Consider the following 21,084-nt stretch of genomic DNA (forward strand, 5'->3'; position numbering starts at 1 on the left):
CAGAGATGGAAAGAGAAAATAAAAGGCTTAGCCTTCCACGACCGAGGCAGGGAACTCGAAGAAGTCGTAGGTAGGCTTGTACCTGAACTTCTCAGGGCACTCGGTGTACTTGTCGCCGTCCTTCATGAAGCCGTACTTGAGTATCCACTTGAAGACGTCTCCCTCCTGGCTCTTAAGGACCGGAACCGCTGGGTAGAATAGAGGTCTTCCGAATTCGTCCTTTCCGTACTCAGCTATTGCCTTCTGGCCCTCCTCTGAGGTCAGCCACTCAGCGAGGAGCATCGCGCCTTCAAAGTCCTTGCCCGGTATCTTTTCAGGATTAATGATGATTATAGCGTAGACGTTGATAAGCTCTTCACCCTTGTCGACGAGGACATCGAGGTTTATCTTGCCTTCCTTCTGGTACTTGAGGTATGTACCGATGTCGGAGAGAGTGTAGGCATTTCTCTCGCTGGTGTAGAGAAGGGTGTTACCCATTCCAGAACCAGTCGTACCGAACCAGCTCTCGTTCTTTAAAGCTTCAAACTCAAAGCCAGCATTCTTCCAGAGAGCTATCTCCTTGGTGTTGGTTCCGGAACCATCATCTCTTGAGACCCAGACGAGCTGGTCAGGATGTGCCCTTCCGTACTCGACTATCTTTTTCAATGCCTCAGTAACGCTGAGCCCTCTTATTCCAGCCGGGTCGTCCTTGGGGCCGACGATGACAAAGAAGTTGTAGGCGAAAACCTTCCTGTTAACGCCGTAGCCCTCTTCCATAAAGGCCTGCTCCTTCGACAGAGCGTGAACGAGGATAGCGTCACTGGCACCGCTTTTAGCGTCGAGTATCGCCCCACCGGTTCCCTTAGGAATGAAACGGAGCTCTATATTGTACTTCTCCTTGAAGATTGGCGCGACCACATTCTCAAGAATTCCAGTATCGTAGAGGCTGGTTGTTGTTGAAATCGTCAAAACCTTGGGCTTCTCGGAGACAGTGCTTGTTGTGCTGGTGTTCGTGTTACTAATACAACCATAGGAAAACCCAACAAAGAGGAACACCAGTAGAGCCAACAGCTTTATCTTCTTATTCATAATGCCCCCACCGTTAGCTGGACGAAGGCCAATCTTATAAACATTTTTGTCCATATTAAACTGACTTGTTTAACAACATCTGCATCCTGATTTCTATAACGTGAGTCGAAAAGAGAAAACCTAGAGCTCAAGCCTTTCCCTGAACTTTGCCATGTCCACTCCCTTATCCATACCAAAGAGATACGCCAGAACCTTCTCGTCAAGGTCACCGTAGCGCTCGCGCATAGCTTTGATGCCTTCAAGAACCTCCTCCCGTCCCCAGCCGAGGGACTTCGCTATGTATTCAACCATCTCATTGAAGAGGTCTTCACTGGCCTCTTCCTCTTCTAACAAGACCTCGTTTACAACCAGCTTTCCTTCCCTCTCCTCAAGGAGACCACTCTCGATGGATTTCTCTATGAGCTCCTTCGTGGCTTTAATGTCCATGAGCCTGAGGCTGAAGGCGATGATTCCAACGAGTTCGCTCCTCGTGAACTCAACCGAGCCTTTATACTCGACGGCGCGCTTCAGCGGGTGCACACAATCACCTAACGTTTTTAGGGCGTTGGAATAGATAAACCTTTGCCCGTTAGAGGTTTAAACGGTGAAGAAAATTTAGAGTGGTGATGGTCGTGGAGCAGAGAACGCATATTCTAACCTCTGAGACCCTTGTGGGGAAGCCCGTTAAGATTGAAGAAGGCTATGCAGAGGTCGTTCTTCAGACGACGGACGAGATGAAGGTCGACGAGTACGGACTGGTTCATGGAGGCTTCACCTTCGGGCTTGCCGATTACGCGGCCATGCTCGCTGTAAACGAACCGACCGTTGTTCTCGGAAAGGCCGAAGTGCGCTTTTTGAAACCGGTCAAAGCCGGCGAGAGACTCCTCGCTAAGGCCTCTCTGGTGGAGGATCTGGGCAAAAAGAAGCTCGTGAAAGCCGAAGTGTTCAACGAGAAGAACGAGAAGGTCTTTGAGGGAACCTTCCACTGCTACGTCCTTGAGAAGCACGTCCTCGAGTGACAAAAATTTTTTAAATCTCAATATCGGATTTCGATATCGGTGTTCGATATGAAATACCGCGACTTCTTGACTCTACACGTTCTCCACCACGCAGAAAGGGAGCCAATAACCGGTTCTTTCATGATGGAAGAGCTCAAAAGACATGGCTATCACATCAGCCCGGGCACGATATACCCCCTTCTGCACGGCATGGAGGAAAGCGGGCTCCTAAAGAGCCACTGGGAAGTGCGGGACGGAAGGCGCGTCAGGGTCTACGAGATAACTCCGAAGGGAAAGAAAGCCCTCGAAGAGGGCAGGGAACGAGTTAGGGAGCTGTGCAGAGAACTCCTGGAGGAGTGAAATATGGAGGAGAAGGAAAAGAAAATCTTCGGCGTTAGCCGGAACGTCTTCCTGCTCGGGATCGTCAGCTTCCTCAACGACATGAGCAGTGAGATGATAGCACCGGTAGTACCAACTTATCTGACTGAAATCCTGGGAATTAGCAAGGTCGTGAGCGGCTCGATAATGGGCCTCATCGAAAGCCTGAGCTCGCTGTTTAAAGTACTTTTCGGCTACTTCAGCGACCACTTTAGAAAAAGGAAGCTCTTCGTGGCCTTCGGCTACCTGTTCTCCACCATCGCCAAGGGGGCCCTTGCATTCGTCCACTCGTGGTGGGACTTTGTAACCCTAAGGGTTCTCGACAGGGTGGGCAAAGGAATAAGAACCGCACCAAGAGACGCGCTCATTGCCGAATCCAGTGAGAAGGGGAAGACAGGCAAGTCCTTTGGCTTTCACAGAATGATGGATACGCTTGGAGCTGTTGCCGGACCGCTGGCGGCGATAGCGATTCTGGAGCTGCTCAAAAGCCTGCCCCTAGAAACCGCCTACCGCTATCTCTTCCTGCTCTCGGCTATTCCAGGCTTAATCGGAGTCGTTATCGTCATACTGCTGGTCAAAGACAAAGGCGGCGAGGTAAAGAAGAAGGTAAAGGGCATCTCGGCACTCAAATCCAGAAACCTGCGCCTCTTCCTCGTCGTGGTTGCCATCGGCGCCCTCGGCAGGTACAGCTATGCCTTCACACTCTGGAAGGCAGAGGAGCTCGGCTTCTCAGTCGTTCAGGGACTGGGCTTTTACGCGCTCTTCAACCTAATCTACGCTCTCTCAGCCTATCCCCTCGGAACCTACTCGGACACCTTCGGAAAGAAGAGGATGATAACCCTCGGTTTCGGAATAGCGGCTCTGGCATCGCTGGCCTTCGCATACGCGAGGGACTTCTACACACTCATAGCAGCCTTCGTGCTCTATGGCCTCTACATAGCCATCGAGGACACCATACCGAGGGCCTACATAGCTGACTTAGCGAAGGAATTCGAGAAGGGGACAATCATAGGCGCATACCACACTGTCTTTGGTGTCTTTGTCTTTCCAGCCTCGGTGATAGCAGGCTGGCTGTGGCAGAACTATTCACTGACCTACTCGTTCATCTTCGCGGCGCTGATGAACGCGATAGCTATGGTTCTGATGGCGTTTGTGAGGGAGTAGCCTCGTTTCATTTTTACTTTGCAGAAAAGCCGGGAGAAGAGAAGAACAGCAAAATCAAGCCCCAAGCTTCTCGAGCTCTTCCTTTCCTATGAGAAGCGGCCTCTCAGCCTCTATAACGTAGCTCAGCTCCCAGAGAACTTCGCCTTTGTTCATGGCCCTGGCATAGCGCTCGGCCATCTCCTCGGCCTCTTCAAGTGAGTTAGCCTCGATTATCCTCCTGACGTACCATTTCCTATCTCCAAAGCGAAGCTTGAACTCCGCCATGTACATGGGCACCACCGCAGGTAGGTGGGGGACAAACTTTAAAACGTTCACTCTAATTATAGTCAGTGGTATAAAGCAACTTGGAGGAAGGGGTAATGAAGGGTCATGCCCTTTTTCTTGCCCTCCTAGCGATGCTGCTTATAACTCCACCAATCCTCACCACTTCAGAGAACCAAATGGCGTACCTTATGGTAGTTAGTACCCCAAAGGCCCACGTCTTCATCAACGGAAAGAACGTTGGCGAGACACCCCTCAACCTCACCATCACGCCGGGCAACTACACTATCCAGCTCTACAACCCCGACTACCTCGTCTACTCCATGAACGTCTCCCTGCGGGATGGGGAAAGAAAACTGATTAACGCCACGCTGAAGTACCCAACCTTCAAGCTCAGGATACTGACAAAGGAGAGGGGACTGGAAGTCTATCTCGACGGGGAGCTTATCGGAGAAACGCCCCTTAACGAGACAGACGTTCCAGTAGGCATCTACAGCCTAACGATAAAGCGTAATGGAAAGACAATTTACTAGACCCAATAGAGCTACCATAGGAGACATCACTAGCAAAGAAGGAAACGAGAAATGACGAAGAAAACATCTGCGGTCCTAGCCTGTTGATACTGATAGCACTGACACCTGCACTCGCGAGAAAGCGCTAAGGCTCTATCGCCCTGTAAACGCCGTCTTCCTTGAGGGTGCCGAAGACCTTGCCCCCGTCCTTCGTGCGGAGCTCCACGAGGACCTTAGCAGGCTCGCGCTCAACTTCCTCCTCCACAACCCTTTTGCTTAGAACCTGGATAAAGGCATCCCCCAGCCTCTCGAACTCGAAGACGAGAACGTCATCCTCCCATCTGTGGCCGCGGTAAGAAACACCGCCCATTCTAAAAGTAACCTCAACCTTAACCTTCATTCGGACTCCTCCAAAAACTTGTACCATAAAAACCTCCAGCTTTCACCTTTAAAAAGGTTGGGAAAGGGTCAAGAGCTCTTCTTCAGCTTGAGCACCTGCTTGGCGAACTCCTCAAGCACTTCCTTGCGCATACCCTCAAAGAACTTTATTGAGCCAGCGTAGCTGTGACCACCGCCCTCGATGCCAGCGCTCGGGAGTGCCTCCTGGAGCTTGGGTATTATCTCGTTGAGGTCGAAGTTGTAGGCTGCCATGCCGTCGCTCGCCCTGACAACAGCGAAGTCCGGGCCGTAGGCCAAAGTGAGTATCGGGCTGTCCTCGCCGTATTTCTCCTTGAAGTGGTCGTGGATCAGGCCGCTCAGCTTGCCAGGGCTCGGGTAGCTGAACTTCGGTGCGTAGAGCTCTATGTCTATGGTGTTGAACCTTATACCGTTCGGCAGGACGACGCTCTTGACATGAGGCAGTGAAGCCCTAAGGGCCTTCTCCTGCTTCTCCTTGACCTCTGGATAAATTGCGTCGATAAGCATTCTGTGCCTCTGCAGGTTGCCCGTTAGGAGAAGTATCTCGTCGATTATGCCATGCCCGTCCATGAACTTCCAGAAATAAGCTTCGTGGTCTATAACCTCGGCTATCTTCTTGAGATCCTCTTCAGTTAGACCCTTCGCCTTCTTGGCTATCTCAAGGTACTGGTAAAACTCCGGTGCTTTACTCCTGTCGCCGGTTCCGGCTATGGCTGGCAGGTGCTTGATCTTGTCTTCTACAGCAGGATTAATGTAGCGCGCTATTTCAGTTGCCAGCATTCCGGCGGTCAGTTCGTAGTAGCCGCGCTTGATATGATGAGGATTGACGTGAACGTCGACATACTCATCGACGGCGGCTTTGTCCTCGCTTATCCACTCCCTCGGATCGTGGTGATCAATGACGATTATCGGTACTCCATAGGCCTTGATGCGCTTGTAGGCTGGAATGTCCTCACTCGTTCCGCCATTGTCCACTATGACGACGAGCGGTAATGGATCGCCGAACTTCTCGTGGTCCTCGACCATGAAGATTATGTCCTTGAGAACATCCTCAAGCTCGTAGAACGGTGCTCTGCTAGGTCTGCGCTTGAAGAGCTTCCACCTTGCCCCTGGATCGGGCGAGACCTCCTCTATGAGTGGAACTATAGCGTATTCGAGTGCCAGACCAGAGGTGTAGCCGTCCGCATCAGCGTGGTGCCTCAGCAATATCGGTCTTCCCTCGTAGATGGCACGCCTTATCATGAAGGCGGCCTTCATTATCTTCGGCTTGAGCTTCTCCAGAACCTCGCTCTCCACGAGGAAGCCAACGTCCTCGGGCTGGGCCTTCCTGTCGAGTTGCTCTTCAATCTTCTTCTTTACCTCAGCCGCCTCCGGACCCCAGAGGCGGGCCATGTCGCTGACTTCTATCTGTATCTCGCCGGAGTGGAAGGCTATCTTTCCGATTATCTCAACGATGTCGCCGACGTTTATGTTAGGATAGGCCCTAACGCCCGGTGCCTCAAAGGCGGCCGCCCAAGTTATGCCCGTTCCGTCGGTTATCGTGAAGACCGTTGGGCCGCCGGTGACCTGTATCTGAGTGACCCTGCCGCGTATCCTCACGGTTTTTCCGGCCATGTCCTTCCTGAGTTCGCCGATTGGAGTAACTGGAAGCTCTTTTCTAACGACGACCTCCTTGTAGTGCTTGAGGGCCGACTCTATGAGGTCAACCTCGCGCTTGTCGGGTCTAACATCAAGAACCTGGACGAGTATCTCCTGACCCGGAACGTAATCCCTACCGCCAAGGAGGTCCTTCCTCTTGATAAGCCCTGTAACGTGCGGGTTAAGCTTCACAAAAACACCAAAGCGCTCCACCCTGTCTATGGTTCCCTTATATACATTGCCTATCTCAACGTCCTCATAGTCGCAGGTCTTGTCGAGAATATAGACCACCTTGTATTTCCTCATACAGTCCGGACAGACCCAGGTGGTTTCCATACCAGGTTCCCAGGGCTCCTTCACCTTACCACAGATGTCGCAGGCGAGAACACGGCCAGTCCCGCCGCAGGCGGGGCAAGTGTCGTAAACCGGTACAACGCCCTTGCCGTGGCACTCAGGACAGGGTATCTCGTCAACTTCGTCTTCAACGCCGAAGTAGTCCAGGTTTCTATAACCCTTAAGCTGCTTGTCGAGCTTGAAATCAGCCGGAACATAGCCCCAGCCGTTACAAACTTGACACTCCTTCTCGCCAACCTTGACTTTACCAGTTCCGTGACACTCAGGACAGTCTTTAACCACCATGGCTCACACTCTCCAGAAGTTCTCTCACTGAAGTCACTTTAGGCCGATGGGGACTTATAACCTTTTGTCTCCGCGTCCCGGAAGAAACCCCAGAAGACAAGCATAGAGATTGCGTAAAGGAATGCCGTTATAAGGAACGGCCAGGTGAGAGAGAAATCGAAAAGCCTGCCGCCTATGTACTGACCTATTCCGAAGGTGGCCGTCCAGGAGAGGTTGTTCAAGGCCATTACAGTCGAACGCTCCTCCTTGGAGAAGGAACTCATCATGAAGGAGTTCCATATGGGGTTGACTATGTTCATGAGAATAGTTCTAACGGTGTAGATGAAGGCCGCCACCATGAAAGTCGGGGAGAATGGCATCGCAGCTATCAGGAAACTGGCACTTCCGTTGAAAGAGACTACGGTCTTGACACTGCCGAGCCTGTCCGCTATCATCGGGAGGATAAACATGCCAAGGCCCATTATGAACTGCTGAAGGGCGAAGAGCCAGCCTATGCTTTCCAGGCTCGTGCCGAAGCGCTGGTTGAAGTAGAGGCCCATGTATGGTATCGTAACACCGGCACCGAGACCAATGAGGGCGCTCGGAAGAGCGAAGCGACCGATTCTCAGGAGCAGTTTCTTATTGAGGTCGAGTCTTTTCTCCGTGCTTGCCAGAATGGACTTCACGAAGAGCACGATAACAAATCTAATCGGGATTATAAGGAGAACCAGCGCAAAGACCTCGCGGTAGCCTAAGTACCTTGGCAGGAAGCCAGCTAAAAGGAGGCCCACTGCGGAACCTATCGTTCCCATCGCGGAGGAGAGACTGAAGAGATAGTGCCTCTTCTCGTCGCTAACTTCACCGCTCAGCAGGGCCATGTAGGAGGGGCTCTCAAAGGCGAGGCCTATTCCAATGAGCACACCGCCCAGGGTGAGCATGACTATGGTCGGATATAGAACCTGGATGAGCCTGCCCAAGAACATCAGTGAGACTCCAAGAAGAACGGCCCTCTTGTAGCCTATCCTCGTGCCGAGAGGGCCCGAGAAGAGGAGAACGCTCGCCTGAGCCAGGGTCGAGAGCGAGAAGACTATCCCAATGTTTGTGTAGTCAAAGCCGAGGGATTTTAGATAGAACGGGAATATGAACCATGCTATGTTGCCGCCTAGCCAGGATATAAACGAGTAGGCCACGAGCAACCATGCATCCCTGCTGAAGTCCCTGTAATTCTGCAGTGACATGAACGTTTAGACGAGGGTTTGAGTATATAAACCTACCCCACGCCATGCCAAAAAATTTATTAATAAAAAAAGGCATTACTCACCGATTAAATCAAGAAATACGAGCATTCCCTAGCTTAAATAAGAGTGAGTAAAATTAGAAAAACGGGATAAAATAAGCTTTCACATTTCTTCCATAAACTTCTCTACAGCGAGCCTTGTCTCTTCATAGGTCTTTCCTGCGAGTATGATTACCTTGTACTGCGGGTTGTTCGGGTTGTCCAGCTCTTTTATCACGTATCCTTTCTGCTCTACCTCGGCCTTAATGGCATCCACTGTGTTCGTTCCATAGACCTGCTCGAGGAGCTCCCAGGCTTTGTTGCTGACCCACCCACCTATGATTATAACGTTCTTGTCCGATGGAAGGCTCGTCAGGTCGGTATCCTCGATGATGAAGTCGTAAACATCGTCTGTAGCCTCGACTTTCGGAGCGATAACTGAGACGGTTCTCGTAACCGTGGCAACGCGGACGAAGCGGTAGCCTTCAACTCCAACTATCCCTCCGTTCTCGTCCCTCTGGAAGACCGCCGTAATCTCAAGACCCCAACCAGTTGGGAGCTCTAGGGCGTCTCCCGACCCTATGAACACCCTTGGGAAGCTCTCGAGGCTCTCGTTCACGTGGAGGTAGAGGGTGTAGAGCCCGTTATCGGGGTCTATGTCCCAGATCCACTGGCCTTTATAGACATCACCGTCCGAGTACTGCTTCACTTTCTCGTAGTACCAGTAGTCGTAGGTGACCATCTGGGCGTTGTTTATACCAACGAAGAAGTCCGTGGGGGTGAAAAGGAAGACGTTCTTCGCCCCAGCTTCGAGAAGTTCGTTTATTCTTGCAGAGGGATAGGTGTCGTACTCCTCAAAGTCCTCGGCACCGTTGGTGTCGACGTACATGACGTAGTACTTGTCCTCGCTCATGGTCTTGGTTTTGATGAGGCCGCTGGGATAGGTCAGCTCGATGAGCATCTTGGAGACATCGAGGTTTATGTCGAGCAGCTTTATCTTCCAGCCACCGACGACTATGGAATCGCCAAGCGAGCTAGATTCAGAGTCGGCCTCCAAGTACGCGTAGAAGTACATGGTGTCCTTCCCATCAACAGTCGCCGAGACAACCTTATAATCGCCGCCTATATCGAGGGGCGTTGTGTTCTCGTTGAAGATTATCTCTACGCTTCTGTCGAGGAACTCAGCCATCCCGTTAGTGGAGTTAAACCCGACGCGGGAGAAGTCAACCTGAACAACTACAGCGTGTCCCACGGGTACGTCGCTAACGTTCACTCCGACGTCGGGCATGTCGATTGGATTGAGTTTGTATATCTGGTTTTCATCAGGAATAACCACACTGTGGTACTCAACGGGTACAGAAACGGTGGTAGTGTAAGTTCCATGAGAAATCCCCCTGAGAACCAGAAAAGCTCCGAGTCTTGAGCCGGTTATCGCGTCCTCACCTATGTGAAGGGGCACGCCGTTAACTATCTTGGTGGTTGGTAGAACTATCACGGTATTGGCAGAATTAATGCCAGTAATAGCTGCATTAATCGGCGTAAGGAGCAAGCCCAGAATTGTCAGGCTCACAAACAGGGCCAAAGCCTTTTTCATCGTTTATCACCGAATTAAGGTGCATCCCAACCTTTATAACTTTTCCTGGGGAAATCCCTTCTGCGATGATGAGTGAATCCAATGCTGACGGGATGATGAACCCCGAACCTGAGCACCCACCAGCGGACGAAAGGGGAAAGGAAATGGAAGATAAGCTCGACGAGATATATACCAGCCTTAAGGAGCTTCGCAGGGAGGTTGAGGAAAAGAAGGCACCCGACCGGCTCGGGTGGGACGACATAGCCCAGGAGATCATCGGTGCGGTAACCTTCGCCCTTCCATTCCTCTTCACCGGCGAACTTTGGGAAATCGCCAAAGACATATCCGTAGAGCGCTCCCTGGTAATCCTTCTCATGACCCTGGCCATTGCATACCTCTTCATTGCGAAGTCCCAGATAGGCAACCTCAAAAAAGAGGAGCTCTTCCATGTCCCAAAAAGACTTCTCACCGTGACCTTGATAGCGTATCTGATTTCCTCCGGGTTAATATACCTCTACGGCATCAACGGGATAGCCGACTTTACGACGGAGCAGTACCTCAACGCGACCATACTTATAAGCACATTTGCCGTCATCGGAGCGATAACTGTTGACATGGTGAAGTGAATGAGGATCATCACTGGAAAGAGATTTGAGGCCTTTGCAGATGATAACACACTGATTTTTCCCGAATGCGGAAAAAATCGGAGAGAGTTAGTTAGGATTGTTAGATCGCTCACCGGGGAGGAAACGGTGATAACAGCGAGCCTCGAGCTCATAGACCTCATACTTGGTAAGTTCAGAGGGGAGGGACATTTCCTTATCTACTCCGACACTGGAAAGACCCTAACAACCAAGGAGGCCTATGAGCTGAGAAAATACCTTGACTTCGATCTCCGGGGTGGCTTTACTGGTGAACCCTCCCGGGCGAGTGTCCTTTTCGTCGAGGGTAAGACTGATGCTAAGTTCTTTAAGGCGGTCTTCAAGAAGCTCTTCAAGTTCAAAGAGAGCAGAGAAGTTCCAGCGAATCTAAAATTCATTGAGGGAGTCTTTGAGCGCGAGAATTTCGAGCTGTTGAGAAATGAGAATGGCTTCTTAGCGGTAATCCCAAGCGAGGGCAACTCGGGAGTCATCCGAAACCTAGGCAACTTTATCAGAGCAATGGAAGTCTTTGAATTCAATGTTGACAAAATAGGAGTCGCCATAGATGTTGATGACGACAGAGAGAGTGCGATGGCCTCAATAACCGGGAAGCTCTCCCGGTTCCGTCCTGAAAAAACGGCCGCAGGTTTTAGAGTTGGGAAGACAGAGGTAATACCTCTAATCATAGGCCTTCCCTTTGAGGACGAGCTAATCGAATGGAAGAAGCCTACTGTTGAAGATTTAATGCTCCACCTCATAGAGCGGGAGGGACTTCTGGAGAGAATCAGACCGGCATTAAGGACCCTAAACGAGAGCCTGTGCAGGAAGCTAAAGCCCAAAGAGGTCATGTACCTGGCTCTTTCGGCCTATGGACACTGGGGCAATCTGGAAGGCTTTTACGAGCTTTTTGTCATGCGCTCCCGCTTCAGAAACCTCAAGGCCATTCTTAGGGAAGCGGGCTTATGGAAGGGCTTTTCGTTATCTCATGCATGAACCGTTGAATTTTTATTCCACCTCCCCCCAACTCTTCCAGGTGATACGCATGAAGCTCGCCTCATTCGATGTCTGGAACACCCTTCTAGACATTAACATTATGCTCGACGCCATGGCCGTTGAGCTGTCCAAACTCATGGGAGCGTGCATCATAGACGTCGTCGAGGGCATGATGTTCACAAGGGAGAGGATAAAGCGCATGAGGGCAGAAACTGCTGGAGATCCCACCCAGGCTCTGGAGGAGAGTCAGAAGATGCTCGCAGAGTTGCTCGGAACTGAGATCGAGGTCGTAAGGAGGGCCGCCGCGAGGGCTGTTCTTAAGGTCAGCGATGAAATCGTCCTGCCGGGGGCAAAGGAGGCGCTTGAGGGCGTCAAGAGGAAGGGCCTAAAGGTCACCGTTACGGGCAACGTGATGTTCTGGCCTGGCTCTTACACAAGGCTTCTGCTTGAGCGCTTCGGGCTGATGAAGTTCGTGGACAAGACCTTCTTTGCGGACGAGGTCTTCGCTTACAAGCCAATGCCCGAGATGTTCGAGAAGCCGCTTAAAGCGTTCGGCGTTGAGCCAGGTGAGACCATCCACATTGGCGACACCTATGCAGAAGACTTTGAGGGAGCGCTTAAAATGGGGATGTGGGCGGTCTGGATTAATCCCGAGGCCGAGGAAGTGAGGAAAATCCACGAGAGGGGCTTTGAGGTGCCGGGAGTGGAGGGAATTCTGGAGGTGTTGGAGGAGTTAGAAGGTTAAATTGGCTTTTTTAACAGTCTTACCCACCAAATCAACGCATTTGGGTTGATACCGTGAAAACATCACGAAAGTCAAAGAGCTGGAGAAACAGGGCAAAGGAAGAAAGGGCCATTCGGTTGAAATAATAGACAGGAAACACGAATCTCAGAACTCATTTCTTCGGCTTCAACCAAGCCCCCAATCCAACCTGCCTCGTCTTCTGGTATCTTAAATCCTCTTTCTTATACCCAAACGCCTCCAAAATCCTCATCACAGCCGGGAGAACCTGGTTCTCGATGTAGTAGTCAGCGTCGTACTTGTGCTTCGTTGGGTCGAACTCGTCGAAGGGTATCGCCCTGTCGCCTATCCTTCCCGAGCCTTTAAGGACGATGTAGCTGATTATCGTGCCGGGACGGACTTTTATTCCCCTCGCCGCCAAACGCTTTGCTATCGCTACGTGCGGGCCCATTGCTTTGTAGTCCTTCAGCTCGCGGGTTATTTGCTCGTGGATGACGAGCTTCTCCGGCGGGATTTCGTACTTGCTCAGCTTCTCGGTTATCTCCTTGACTATCTTAACGGCCTTCTCTACATTACCGTCCTTCAGGAGAGCCTCAAGAACCCTAGCCTGTGTTTCTTTAGCTATATCACTCCAATCACGCCTGACTATCTCCAGCCCGCGAGTTACTATCTTGCCCTCCTCGTCGATAACGGCGTACTTCTTTTTGGTGACGAAGAAGCCGCGCTTGTAGAAGCCCTCGTACTCAAGCTCAAGTAATCCAGGCAGCTTGGCGTTTATGTATTTAAGAAACTCTTTAGCCTTCTTTTTGACAGTTTCAGCATCCGCTCCTGGTATTGTCCCAAAAAATCCATCTGTGTCTGCATACAGCACTTTAAAACCGTACTTCTCCTCAATTTCCCTTATCGTCATCTCAATGTATTCCCTGCCCCAGGCGGTAACGCTCTCAGCGCACTCCTTGCAGTACCACCTTGCCCTGGGATAGCCGTAGTACCCGTAATAGCTGTTGTGAGCGTATATCATTCCAAATCCTGCCAGGAAGTTTTCATTCTCCTCAACGCTTAGATCGTAGACGTAGCCGTTGTAGTCCTCAACTTCGACTTCTTCAACTCTGTCAAGCACGATGTCTCCCTCGAGAAGCCAGGAAATTCTCTTGGCCTTCTCCTGGTTAAGTTCGCCCCTCTTAATCTTCTCTCTAAGCTTTTTGGGGCTCACGTTTTTCTGAAACCTCTTTTCGAAGACGTCTTCGAGTATCTCCTTTGGAATTACGTGAGAGTAATAGGCGTTCTTCTTCTTGCTGTTGCCAAGGAACGATAGTTCTTCGTTAACTAGAACTCTGTACACCCCGCTCTCAAACCTTATCTTAACGGCCGAGATGCCAAGGGAGTTGAGGAGGATTATCAAACCGTTGACTAAGGTCTCGCTTTTTGTGGAAAGCCTAACCCTCTTGCTCGGATGGAGGTCGCCGTCCCCTATGAAGTACCCCTCTAAAAAGGCCCAGCGCACGTTTTCGGGGGATGTGAATATAACCTCAGGAACTCGTTTGTTCTCCGCCAGCGTACCACATAGGCTCTTGAAGAGCACGTAGGCCATTTTCTTGGGCATCTCCACGTAGTTCTTTCCGCGTCTCACCTTTCCGAAGAATTTCGATGCAAGCCTTTCCATGTCATCGAGAACCTTCTGGTCATTGTTGTAAAGCTTGACCGAATAGCTCCACCCGTTCTTCTGGTTCCTCTGCTTTCCTGCATAACCCTCGCTGACGTAATAACCGAGAAGCTTTGCAAGGTCTTCGTTGACTTCAATGAAAGGCTCCATCCTAAAGCCGTTGAGGGTTCCAATTTTCCACTCCCTAAGCTCTTCCTCCGGCATAAACTCTATCTTATCCCTGAGGTCGTTAAAGGCAACCAGGTATTCCCTCTTGTTGCCGTTGTACCTAACCTTTTCAGCAAGAACCTCGTAGAGCGCCCTGTATTTCCTTAAAGCTTTCTCATCAAGAACTTCGTAGCCGATTTTTTTGAGTCTGACATAGCCCAGCTTTTGGAGGTGTTCGAGGTATCTTCGGGCCGTTCTGGGTCTTTTCTCTCCCTCAAAAATCCAGCGGAGGGTTCTCAGCATGCCCCTAAAGAAGTTCTTGCGCCCCTTGGTGGGTATAGTTAAGACGACGTCGGCGGTTTCCTCCTCAGGAAGGTTGAGGAGAACATCGGCAAGGTTTATCCTCTCATGCCTTTCCGGGAGGTTAATCCTCCTTGGAACTGCTATGAAGTCCCCAGGTTTTACTTTCCCGCCGGTAACTTCCACAAGTTCCCCATTTTTGACTGTGAAAAGACTGTGCCCCTCCGTGACCTTGATTTTCCTGCCGGAGGAGAGTTTTATGCTGTACACTTTTCCGCGATAGCGGTGCCGTATAAGGGCTCTGACGGGCCTTACCTCGGATATCTTTGTCTTTCTGTTGAAGGAAATGGCATTTATCCCCAAAACTTCGAGAACCTCGGTTTCATTGCTCTTTAGGGGGTTCCCCTCATCCATCGCATTATCAACAAAATCGCCGATTCTCGTCAGTTTGAGCCTTCCATCAATGAGCAAAGGAACCCATTCATCGGGTAGAATGCTATTCGCTAAGATTTTTATTGCCCGCTGCCTGTAGTCGAGGAGCTTCTTCTCCAGGGGATCTATTGTAGCCTTCATCTTCCTCTTTATCTTCTGCCTCTCTTCGAGCAGGTTCCCGAGAAGGCTCGGAATGAAGCCGGGGAAGTCCTTGCAGAACTTGTGACCGACCTGAGGGGCGACGTCATATTCCTTGCAGCCCTCTCTGTTGAGAGTATCCGGCGAGACGTTGTGGGTGATTATGATCGAGGGGTAAAGAGAGCGAAAATCTAAATACACAATATTGTCCCATAATCCCCGTTCTGGTTCCTTAACGTAGCCGCCGGCGTAACTGTTCCTTCTCCTCGCTAACTCTCCCTCGTCTGGCTTGTTGGGGGCAAGTTCGTTCCTCTCGTAGGCCTTCCGCAGGAGAAACCACTCCACGAGGTTGCCGGTGCTGGAACGCGACACGTCCCAGAGGCTCTGGCCTATCAGCCTCGAAAGCTGGGCCTCCATTGGGAAGAATTCCCTTCCGAGCTCATAGGTTGCCTTTGCGTCTTCCATAGAGTAGCGCGCAACGCGCTCAAGCCCCTCGCCGCTCTCCCAGGCAAGGGTTATCTCCTCCGCATATACCTTCTCCTTGGGTTTGCCAAAGACCGCCTCATAAACAACCTCAAGGGTGTAGGTCGGCAGGTTGATGGTACGCCTTATGACCGGATAGAGATCAAAATGAATCCTCCCCTTAACCTCCACGGCGAAGCGGTCGCCCATGCGGTGTATCTTCGGCTCGCTTCCGTCCCGCCCGAGGGTAAAGCTTATCCCAAGCTTTTCGCAACGTTTTTTCAGGTAAGCAAAGTCAAAGTTGTCGCCGTTGTAGGTAATGAGAACATCAGGATCCTTCTCCTTAACAACCCTCAAAAAGCGCTTTATCATCTCTTTCTCGGTTGAGACGACGTCAACGTAGGGCAGGTCTATCTTTTTCCAGGTTATAACCCTCGCCTCGTTCTCATCCGCGTAGCTTATCATGAGTATGGGCCCGGTTCCGAACTCCTCGCCCTCGTGGTAGAGCGTCTCGATGTCAAAGGCGAGCATCTTCAGTTCTTCATTGCCCTCCATGGGGACGAGGCCCTTGTCTATGAGGTAGCGCTTGGCGAAGGGTATGTCGTACTCGTAAATGTCGATAACCCCCGGGTGAGCCCTTATCTTGTCGCGGATTGCGGGCACGTCCTGCGGGTGCTCGAAGTAGAGCTTCCATACCTCAACCGGTCGGCCGAGGAACTTCTTATTCACCTTCTCGGCACGCTTGACCTTGACAACCTTTCCATGGCGCTCCGCGGTTATCTTCTTCACTTCCTCGATGGCAGAATCGTCCTTGAGGAGTGCATAGATGTAAGGCTCGAAGTCTCTGTCGTATTCAATCTTGAACTCACCCTTCTCCTTCTTGAAGATCCTGATGACAGGCTTTCCGTCCTCTGTGATGTAGTCGACGTCAAGGATCATAACCAACACCTGTTGGATTATTGAATCCAGAACTAATAAACTTCGCCATCGAGGTTCATCAGAAAGAAAGGAGAAAAAGACCAACAATCAAGGATTCACAACCTTTGGAACAAGGGCACTGCACTTCTGCTGAAGCTCGGCATTGGCTTTCAAAAGCTCTTCGCTGGGATAGTTGCCGTTCTCTCGCCACTCTGTGGCAAAATTGTAAATCAGGTTTAACCCCTCGCGGACGGCAGAGATGTTGGCGGTTCCGTTTAGGAATGCATTTCGGGAAAGTTCTATGAATGTGATGCACCGGTCGTTTTTTGTCATATTAACTAACGTTTCATTGTCAGGAAAGTCCTCCGGAAAAATATACATCGCCGGACTTACAAGATTCGACTCCAATCTCGAAAGATCTGAGGCCAGCTCTATCATTGAAAGGTTAAAAGTCTCTGTGGAGTTCCGCTCTAGCGAATTGAACGCCTCTTGTGAATGAAATCGAACATCGCTGAGGGTTAATGATGTCATTTGGCGGATGCAGAGCCTCTCGTAGTCCCTCTGCCCCTCTATGAACCTTTGAGAACCATATTCGCCTATTAAATAATATACAGCACCTCCAATAACGATTAACGCAAGGATTGTGAGGAGGAATCCACTTACCGTGGGTTTCACATGCTGATCCTCCCATGCAATTTTTTAAGGATTAGGAACACTCAAACTTTAGAGACACTTTTCCTTCGCCCGTCTGATTCTCTGTGAGGAAGCCCACTCATATGGGTAATCCATATCTGCCTTGAGTTTTGATGTCGCTACTGCGTAGACAACGGCTACTATGGCAAGCAACAGATAGTTCTCATTCAGGTATCGGTTGATCAGACTTGCCACAATGGCAAGAGTAAGCCACACAATGTTAACAACGGCCACTTTATATTCAAGGCTCCTAAGGGGGAGACACTCCCTTCTTCTACTTAGCTTATCGACCGTTGAGGCAGTATACAGGAACCAGAAAATCCCAAACAGGAACACGAATCCCAGAGCAAATTTCACAGTCTTAACATCATTTCCGACAGTTCCAAAGATAAACGAAAGAATGAAAGAAGCAGGTATGCTTCTTATCAAATTTGACTTAAATCGTATTTTCCAGATCTTTCATCAAAGTTCCCCCATGTTGATGTTTGGATTCCTAGAAACATTTTTTTCTCGCCTGTCTAATTCTCTCCGAGGAAGCCCACTCATATGGGTAATTAATGTTGCTCAATATTTTCGCCGATGCCAGTGCCCATACAATCGCTAGTATTGCTAAAACAACATAATTTTGATTTAAATACTTACTAACCAGACTCGCAGGAATTATTATTCCAATACCTGCAGAATCAATAAGAGACTTCTTTAGAAGGATATCACATAACGGCCTACATTCTAGTCGTCTAGATAACTCACTACATCTATGTACGTTGTATACAATCCACACTAAACTGGACATTATCCATGAAACTATAGCTATAAGTATCACATCTGGACTGTCCAATGTCCCAAAAAGAAAAGATAATCCAAAGGAGACCACGCTTTCCCTTAATAGGTTAGCTCTAAATCGTACTTTGTAGTGTTCATCTCCCATTATCATACCCCCGGATGGATGTTGGACAAATTCCTCCTGGTGAGCAGGGAGGCCACGGTGGAACCAATCTCCAAGGATATGCACTAGTAGAGTAGACTATCTCTCGCTCATCCTTTTTCTCCCAAAGACCCTTGCCCCTTCCCAGCACATCACCGAGTATTTTCTCAACACCCCAAGTCACGGTAGTTGAAACGAGTGGGTTTGTTTGTATATTTAATGCTAATGAGTGTATTGAAGACAGTCATGGTTGGCTTGATGTAGTCCCAATTGTGGAAGTAGCCAAAATGAGTCCCTAGTGTCATCTTTTTCTTTGGAGTTACTCCTACCCATATTATGCCCCATGAGACATCATCATCTACTGGAATTTTGATAAACATTTGGTAAATCCTATGGTAGCCTCCGTTGTAAAATAATAGCTCCTCAGTGGGTTCTATAGAGAACCTCACAGGACCAACTTTGTACTCCATGCCATGTACAGTTTCAATGCGAACCTCCGGCAGATACTCATAGAATATGTAAGGGTCGGGATAACCGTAGATTTCCCAAGGGAATGAAATTACAATAACATCCTTGCCTCCGCCAAATAATTCTGGTAACCCATTCCATTTCCATTCAAATGCGAGGTATAACTTCCCGTTAAGGACAAATGACAAGTCCTTTCTAAATCTAACTGTAAGCTGGTTCTTATCTCCAAATACCATTGGAGATATCGGTGCGGTTTTAGATACTTCCGGAGACATCTTCGAAGCAACCGATTCCTGAGGTACGGACACTTCAGGATATGAAGTTGCCAAAGTAGTTTCTGCCGTTGCCCCTATTACCAACAGTCCCAACAAAATCACTAATAATGATTCCCACCTCACATTGTTCACCTCAAATCTAATTTTGGATTACAAATAGGACTATTTTTCCTTATAAGTATTTCTATTCACTATTAGTAATTTCTTTTTCTTTTTTCCAAGGATAAATTTTTTCCGAGTTTGGTTTCACGATGATAGCTTGCCAAAAGAAGCGAGAGTAAAAGAGTTGCATACTCATGCACTCACCACCACCTTTTTAAACTTCCCTGCGAAGGCTCGGCCATGGAGCTGTTTTACAGAGTGAGCTTTCAGGAAGTAGTGGCCGACGCCCTCATGCTCGTTGAGGAGCGCGAGCTGTCTTCGAAGCACGCCCTCGAGAGGGTCTTTAAGAAGGTCGCCGGTAAAGACCGCGAGAAGGCTCGCGGATTGGCCCACGCCTACGTCTTCGAGATAGAGAAGTGGCGGGCCAAGATAGACTTCATAATCAACTCCGTTCTCAAAGGCTCGACGGTTGAGGACCTCGACCCATACCTGGCAAACCTCCTCCGCATAGGGACGTTTGAGATCCACTTCAGAAAGGTTCCGCCGGCGATAGCGACCGACTCTATAATCCGCGTCGTCAAGGAGCACTTTGATTTTTCCCGCGCCAAGTTTGTTAACGCGCTGATGCACGAGATAGAGAAGTTCGACGTCGAGAGGGCCCTAAAGAGGCTCAAAGAGAGGGACAGAATCGAGTGGCTCTCCGTCCGCTTCTCGCACCCTAGGTGGTATGTGGAGTATGCAGTCGAGCTCTTCGGCTACGATGAGGCCGTTCGCCTGCTCCTCAGCAACAACAGGCCGCAGAGGTACTACGTCAGGACCAACACGCTGAAGACTGATGTGGATTCCCTCCGCGATTACCTCGAAGAGAACGGGGTTAGAACAGCCCTAACGCCAGTCCCCGACGTTCTGAAGGTCCTTGAGTACAAAACACCCGTAACGAGGCTCGACTGGTACAGGCAGGGTAAGTTCGTAATTCAGGATTTGGCAAGTGCTTACGTCGCCCACGTTTTAGCTCCAGAGCCTGGGGAGAGAGTTCTCGACCTAGCGGCAGCACCGGGGAGCAAGACCTTCCACGCAGCGGCGCTGATGGAGAACAAAGGGGAGATTGTAGCAGTTGACTACTCCTACGACAGGCTTATGCGCATGAAGGAGAAGATGAAATTGCTCGGAATAAAAAACGTCAAGCTCGTCCACGCGGACGGCCAGAGCTTCAGGGATAAGGAGAAGTTTGATAAAATAATCCTCGACGCCCCGTGTTCAAGCTCGGGAACCTACAGGCAGTTTCCGGAAGTCAAGTGGCGCTTCGACGAGGAGAAGATAAAGCGCATCATAAACGTCCAGAGGAACATGTTGAGGAACGCTCATGAGAACCTGAGAGACGGCGGCGAGATGACGTATTCGACGTGCTCTATAAGGATTGACGAGGACGAGGAAAACGTTCTCTTCGCGATAAACCGGGTCGGGCTTGAGCTTATCGACTACCCCTTCAGCTGGGGCGATAGGGGCTTCCTTGAAATAGGGGAGAAAGTCTTCAGAGCATGGACGCACAGGCACGACTGCAACAGCTTCTTCATTGCGAAGTTGAAAAAATAATCACACCAGCGGCTTTCTCTTCACGGGCCCCTTGGGATACTCCTCTTCAAATATCTCCGCTGTGAAGCGGTAGACTTTAGTGTCCTCGTCAAGCCAGCAGTCTGGAGGTAATCCAGCCTTCCAGCAGGTCTGGGCTAAGAACTCCTCCTCGTCCCAGCCCCACTCTATAGGAACCTGCGGAAGGAGCAGGCCTGAATGTATCCCCTTCTCGATTATCAGGCCATCCCGGCCCACCTTTATCTTCCTCGGTCTCTCCTCCGGCGGCCCTTCTATAAGCTCGGGAGGCGTCAGGACACTGACCTCAATGACAATATCGTCCAGCTCGCTCTCCTTCACAGGCGGAAAGCGCGGGTCATCTACGGCAGCGTAGATGGCAGCCTTTATCGTGGCCTCAACTAGAGGATAGATCGGCAGTGGAAAGCCTATGCAGCCCCTAAGAGACATTTGAGGTGGAACGTTATGACGGTTAAGGGTTACGAAAACCCCCATCTTTTCCCAGAGCTCGGGCGGCGTGCCCTCTGGGGGCTCTATCGTTCTGCCGTTACGGACGTACTCCTCTATAGCCCTCCTCGCTAGCCTGACGAGGAACTCTCCCCACTCATCCTTGATCCTGTACATTCCATCACCCTCAACTATCTATGGGTGAATGGTTATTTATCTTTCCCGCAAAGTTTAAAAAATTGCCGAACTAAACTTAGCCAGGTGTCGAA

General features: G+C 50.2%; 22 protein-coding genes. 9 read left to right on the forward strand and 13 right to left on the reverse strand.

Features of this window, described 5'->3' with window-relative positions; genetic code table 11:
* Window positions 1-27: 27 nt before the first annotated feature.
* Both E3E33_RS04610 and E3E33_RS04615 read right to left on the reverse strand, forming a co-directional pair.
* On the reverse strand, window positions 28-1,068 hold the full coding sequence (locus E3E33_RS04610) for a substrate-binding domain-containing protein (RefSeq protein WP_012570970.1): 1,041 nt from the start codon (window positions 1,066-1,068) through the stop codon (window positions 28-30).
* A 120-nt stretch (window positions 1,069-1,188) separates the two neighbouring features.
* On the reverse strand, window positions 1,189-1,587 hold the full coding sequence (locus E3E33_RS04615) for a DUF2240 family protein (protein ID WP_167710989.1): 399 nt from the start codon (window positions 1,585-1,587) through the stop codon (window positions 1,189-1,191).
* Between the two features lie 92 nt (window positions 1,588-1,679).
* Between E3E33_RS04615 and E3E33_RS04620 the strand changes: the two genes are divergently transcribed.
* The 3 genes from E3E33_RS04620 to E3E33_RS04630 are packed head-to-tail and all read left to right on the forward strand — an operon-like array spanning window position 1,680 to window position 3,587.
* Complete coding sequence (locus E3E33_RS04620) at window positions 1,680-2,066, forward strand: PaaI family thioesterase (protein ID WP_012570968.1); 387 nt, start codon at window positions 1,680-1,682, stop codon at window positions 2,064-2,066.
* 48 nt (window positions 2,067-2,114) lie between these two features.
* Entirely contained in the window at window positions 2,115-2,405 is a 291-nt protein-coding gene (locus E3E33_RS04625) for a PadR family transcriptional regulator (RefSeq protein WP_012570967.1), read from the forward strand.
* Between the two features lie 3 nt (window positions 2,406-2,408).
* Window positions 2,409-3,587, forward strand: a complete 1,179-nt coding sequence (locus tag E3E33_RS04630; RefSeq protein WP_167710988.1) for an MFS transporter — start codon at window positions 2,409-2,411, stop codon at window positions 3,585-3,587.
* 54 nt (window positions 3,588-3,641) lie between these two features.
* Here E3E33_RS04630 and E3E33_RS04635 read toward each other — a convergent pair whose 3' ends face one another.
* Window positions 3,642-3,857, reverse strand: a complete 216-nt coding sequence (locus tag E3E33_RS04635; protein ID WP_012570965.1) for a hypothetical protein — start codon at window positions 3,855-3,857, stop codon at window positions 3,642-3,644.
* A gap of 89 nt (window positions 3,858-3,946) precedes the next feature.
* Here E3E33_RS04635 and E3E33_RS04640 point away from each other — a divergent pair, with 89 nt between their 5' ends.
* Both E3E33_RS04640 and E3E33_RS11115 read left to right on the forward strand, forming a co-directional pair.
* Window positions 3,947-4,381 (forward strand): PEGA domain-containing protein, encoded by a 435-nt coding sequence (locus tag E3E33_RS04640; RefSeq protein WP_167710987.1) that lies wholly within the window; start codon window positions 3,947-3,949, stop codon window positions 4,379-4,381.
* Window positions 4,382-4,446: 65 nt separating this feature from the next.
* Window positions 4,447-4,509: a CGP-CTERM sorting domain-containing protein gene (locus tag E3E33_RS11115; RefSeq protein WP_167711133.1), complete on the forward strand. Its 63-nt coding sequence runs from the start codon at window positions 4,447-4,449 to the stop codon at window positions 4,507-4,509.
* On the opposite strand, the gene E3E33_RS04650 is transcribed toward E3E33_RS11115, so the two are convergent.
* From E3E33_RS04650 to E3E33_RS04665, 4 genes are all read right to left on the reverse strand, one after another.
* Complete coding sequence (locus E3E33_RS04650) at window positions 4,506-4,760, reverse strand: hypothetical protein (RefSeq protein ID WP_012570964.1); 255 nt, start codon at window positions 4,758-4,760, stop codon at window positions 4,506-4,508. The genes E3E33_RS11115 and E3E33_RS04650 overlap by 4 nt on opposite strands.
* Before the next feature lie 68 nt (window positions 4,761-4,828).
* Window positions 4,829-7,054, reverse strand: a complete 2,226-nt coding sequence (locus E3E33_RS04655; protein ID WP_167710986.1) for a DHH family phosphoesterase — start codon at window positions 7,052-7,054, stop codon at window positions 4,829-4,831.
* A gap of 38 nt (window positions 7,055-7,092) precedes the next feature.
* Window positions 7,093-8,271 (reverse strand): MFS transporter, encoded by a 1,179-nt coding sequence (locus E3E33_RS04660; RefSeq protein ID WP_167710985.1) that lies wholly within the window; start codon window positions 8,269-8,271, stop codon window positions 7,093-7,095.
* Window positions 8,272-8,433: 162 nt separating this feature from the next.
* Window positions 8,434-9,903, reverse strand: a complete 1,470-nt coding sequence (locus E3E33_RS04665; protein ID WP_167710984.1) for an S-layer protein — start codon at window positions 9,901-9,903, stop codon at window positions 8,434-8,436.
* Window positions 9,904-9,968: 65 nt separating this feature from the next.
* Here E3E33_RS04665 and E3E33_RS04670 point away from each other — a divergent pair, with 65 nt between their 5' ends.
* The 3 genes from E3E33_RS04670 to E3E33_RS04680 are packed head-to-tail and all read left to right on the forward strand — an operon-like array spanning window position 9,969 to window position 12,261.
* Window positions 9,969-10,508: a DUF2391 family protein gene (locus tag E3E33_RS04670; RefSeq protein WP_167710983.1), complete on the forward strand. Its 540-nt coding sequence runs from the start codon at window positions 9,969-9,971 to the stop codon at window positions 10,506-10,508.
* Complete coding sequence (locus tag E3E33_RS04675; RefSeq protein WP_167710982.1) at window positions 10,509-11,516, forward strand: DUF3226 domain-containing protein; 1,008 nt, start codon at window positions 10,509-10,511, stop codon at window positions 11,514-11,516.
* A gap of 49 nt (window positions 11,517-11,565) precedes the next feature.
* Window positions 11,566-12,261 (forward strand): HAD family hydrolase, encoded by a 696-nt coding sequence (locus E3E33_RS04680; RefSeq protein ID WP_167710981.1) that lies wholly within the window; start codon window positions 11,566-11,568, stop codon window positions 12,259-12,261.
* A gap of 151 nt (window positions 12,262-12,412) precedes the next feature.
* Here the strand turns inward: E3E33_RS04680 and E3E33_RS11120 are convergent, their stop codons facing one another.
* From E3E33_RS11120 to E3E33_RS04705, 5 genes are all read right to left on the reverse strand, one after another.
* Window positions 12,413-16,339, reverse strand: coding sequence for a DNA polymerase domain-containing protein (locus tag E3E33_RS11120; RefSeq protein ID WP_167711131.1), 3,927 nt, complete (start codon window positions 16,337-16,339; stop codon window positions 12,413-12,415).
* 87 nt (window positions 16,340-16,426) lie between these two features.
* Window positions 16,427-16,993, reverse strand: coding sequence for a hypothetical protein (locus E3E33_RS04690; RefSeq protein ID WP_167710980.1), 567 nt, complete (start codon window positions 16,991-16,993; stop codon window positions 16,427-16,429).
* 48 nt (window positions 16,994-17,041) lie between these two features.
* Window positions 17,042-17,440, reverse strand: a complete 399-nt coding sequence (locus E3E33_RS04695) for a hypothetical protein (RefSeq protein WP_167710979.1) — start codon at window positions 17,438-17,440, stop codon at window positions 17,042-17,044.
* 64 nt (window positions 17,441-17,504) lie between these two features.
* A complete protein-coding gene (locus E3E33_RS04700; protein WP_167710978.1) occupies window positions 17,505-17,939 on the reverse strand; it encodes a hypothetical protein in 435 nt (144 codons plus the stop codon).
* A gap of 164 nt (window positions 17,940-18,103) precedes the next feature.
* Window positions 18,104-18,802 carry a hypothetical protein gene (locus tag E3E33_RS04705; protein ID WP_167710977.1) on the reverse strand — a complete coding sequence of 233 codons (699 nt, stop codon included), beginning with the start codon at window positions 18,800-18,802 and terminating at the stop codon, window positions 18,104-18,106.
* A gap of 219 nt (window positions 18,803-19,021) precedes the next feature.
* On the opposite strand from E3E33_RS04705, the gene E3E33_RS04710 reads away from it, so the two are divergent.
* Window positions 19,022-20,374, forward strand: coding sequence for an RsmB/NOP family class I SAM-dependent RNA methyltransferase (locus E3E33_RS04710; protein ID WP_167710976.1), 1,353 nt, complete (start codon window positions 19,022-19,024; stop codon window positions 20,372-20,374).
* On the opposite strand, the gene E3E33_RS04715 is transcribed toward E3E33_RS04710, so the two are convergent.
* Window positions 20,375-20,992 carry a TIGR00296 family protein gene (locus tag E3E33_RS04715; protein WP_012572928.1) on the reverse strand — a complete coding sequence of 206 codons (618 nt, stop codon included), beginning with the start codon at window positions 20,990-20,992 and terminating at the stop codon, window positions 20,375-20,377.
* Window positions 20,993-21,084: the final 92 nt, after the last annotated feature.

The organism is Thermococcus sp. GR5, assembly GCF_012027535.1.
Lineage (GTDB): Archaea > Methanobacteriota_B > Thermococci > Thermococcales > Thermococcaceae > Thermococcus > Thermococcus onnurineus.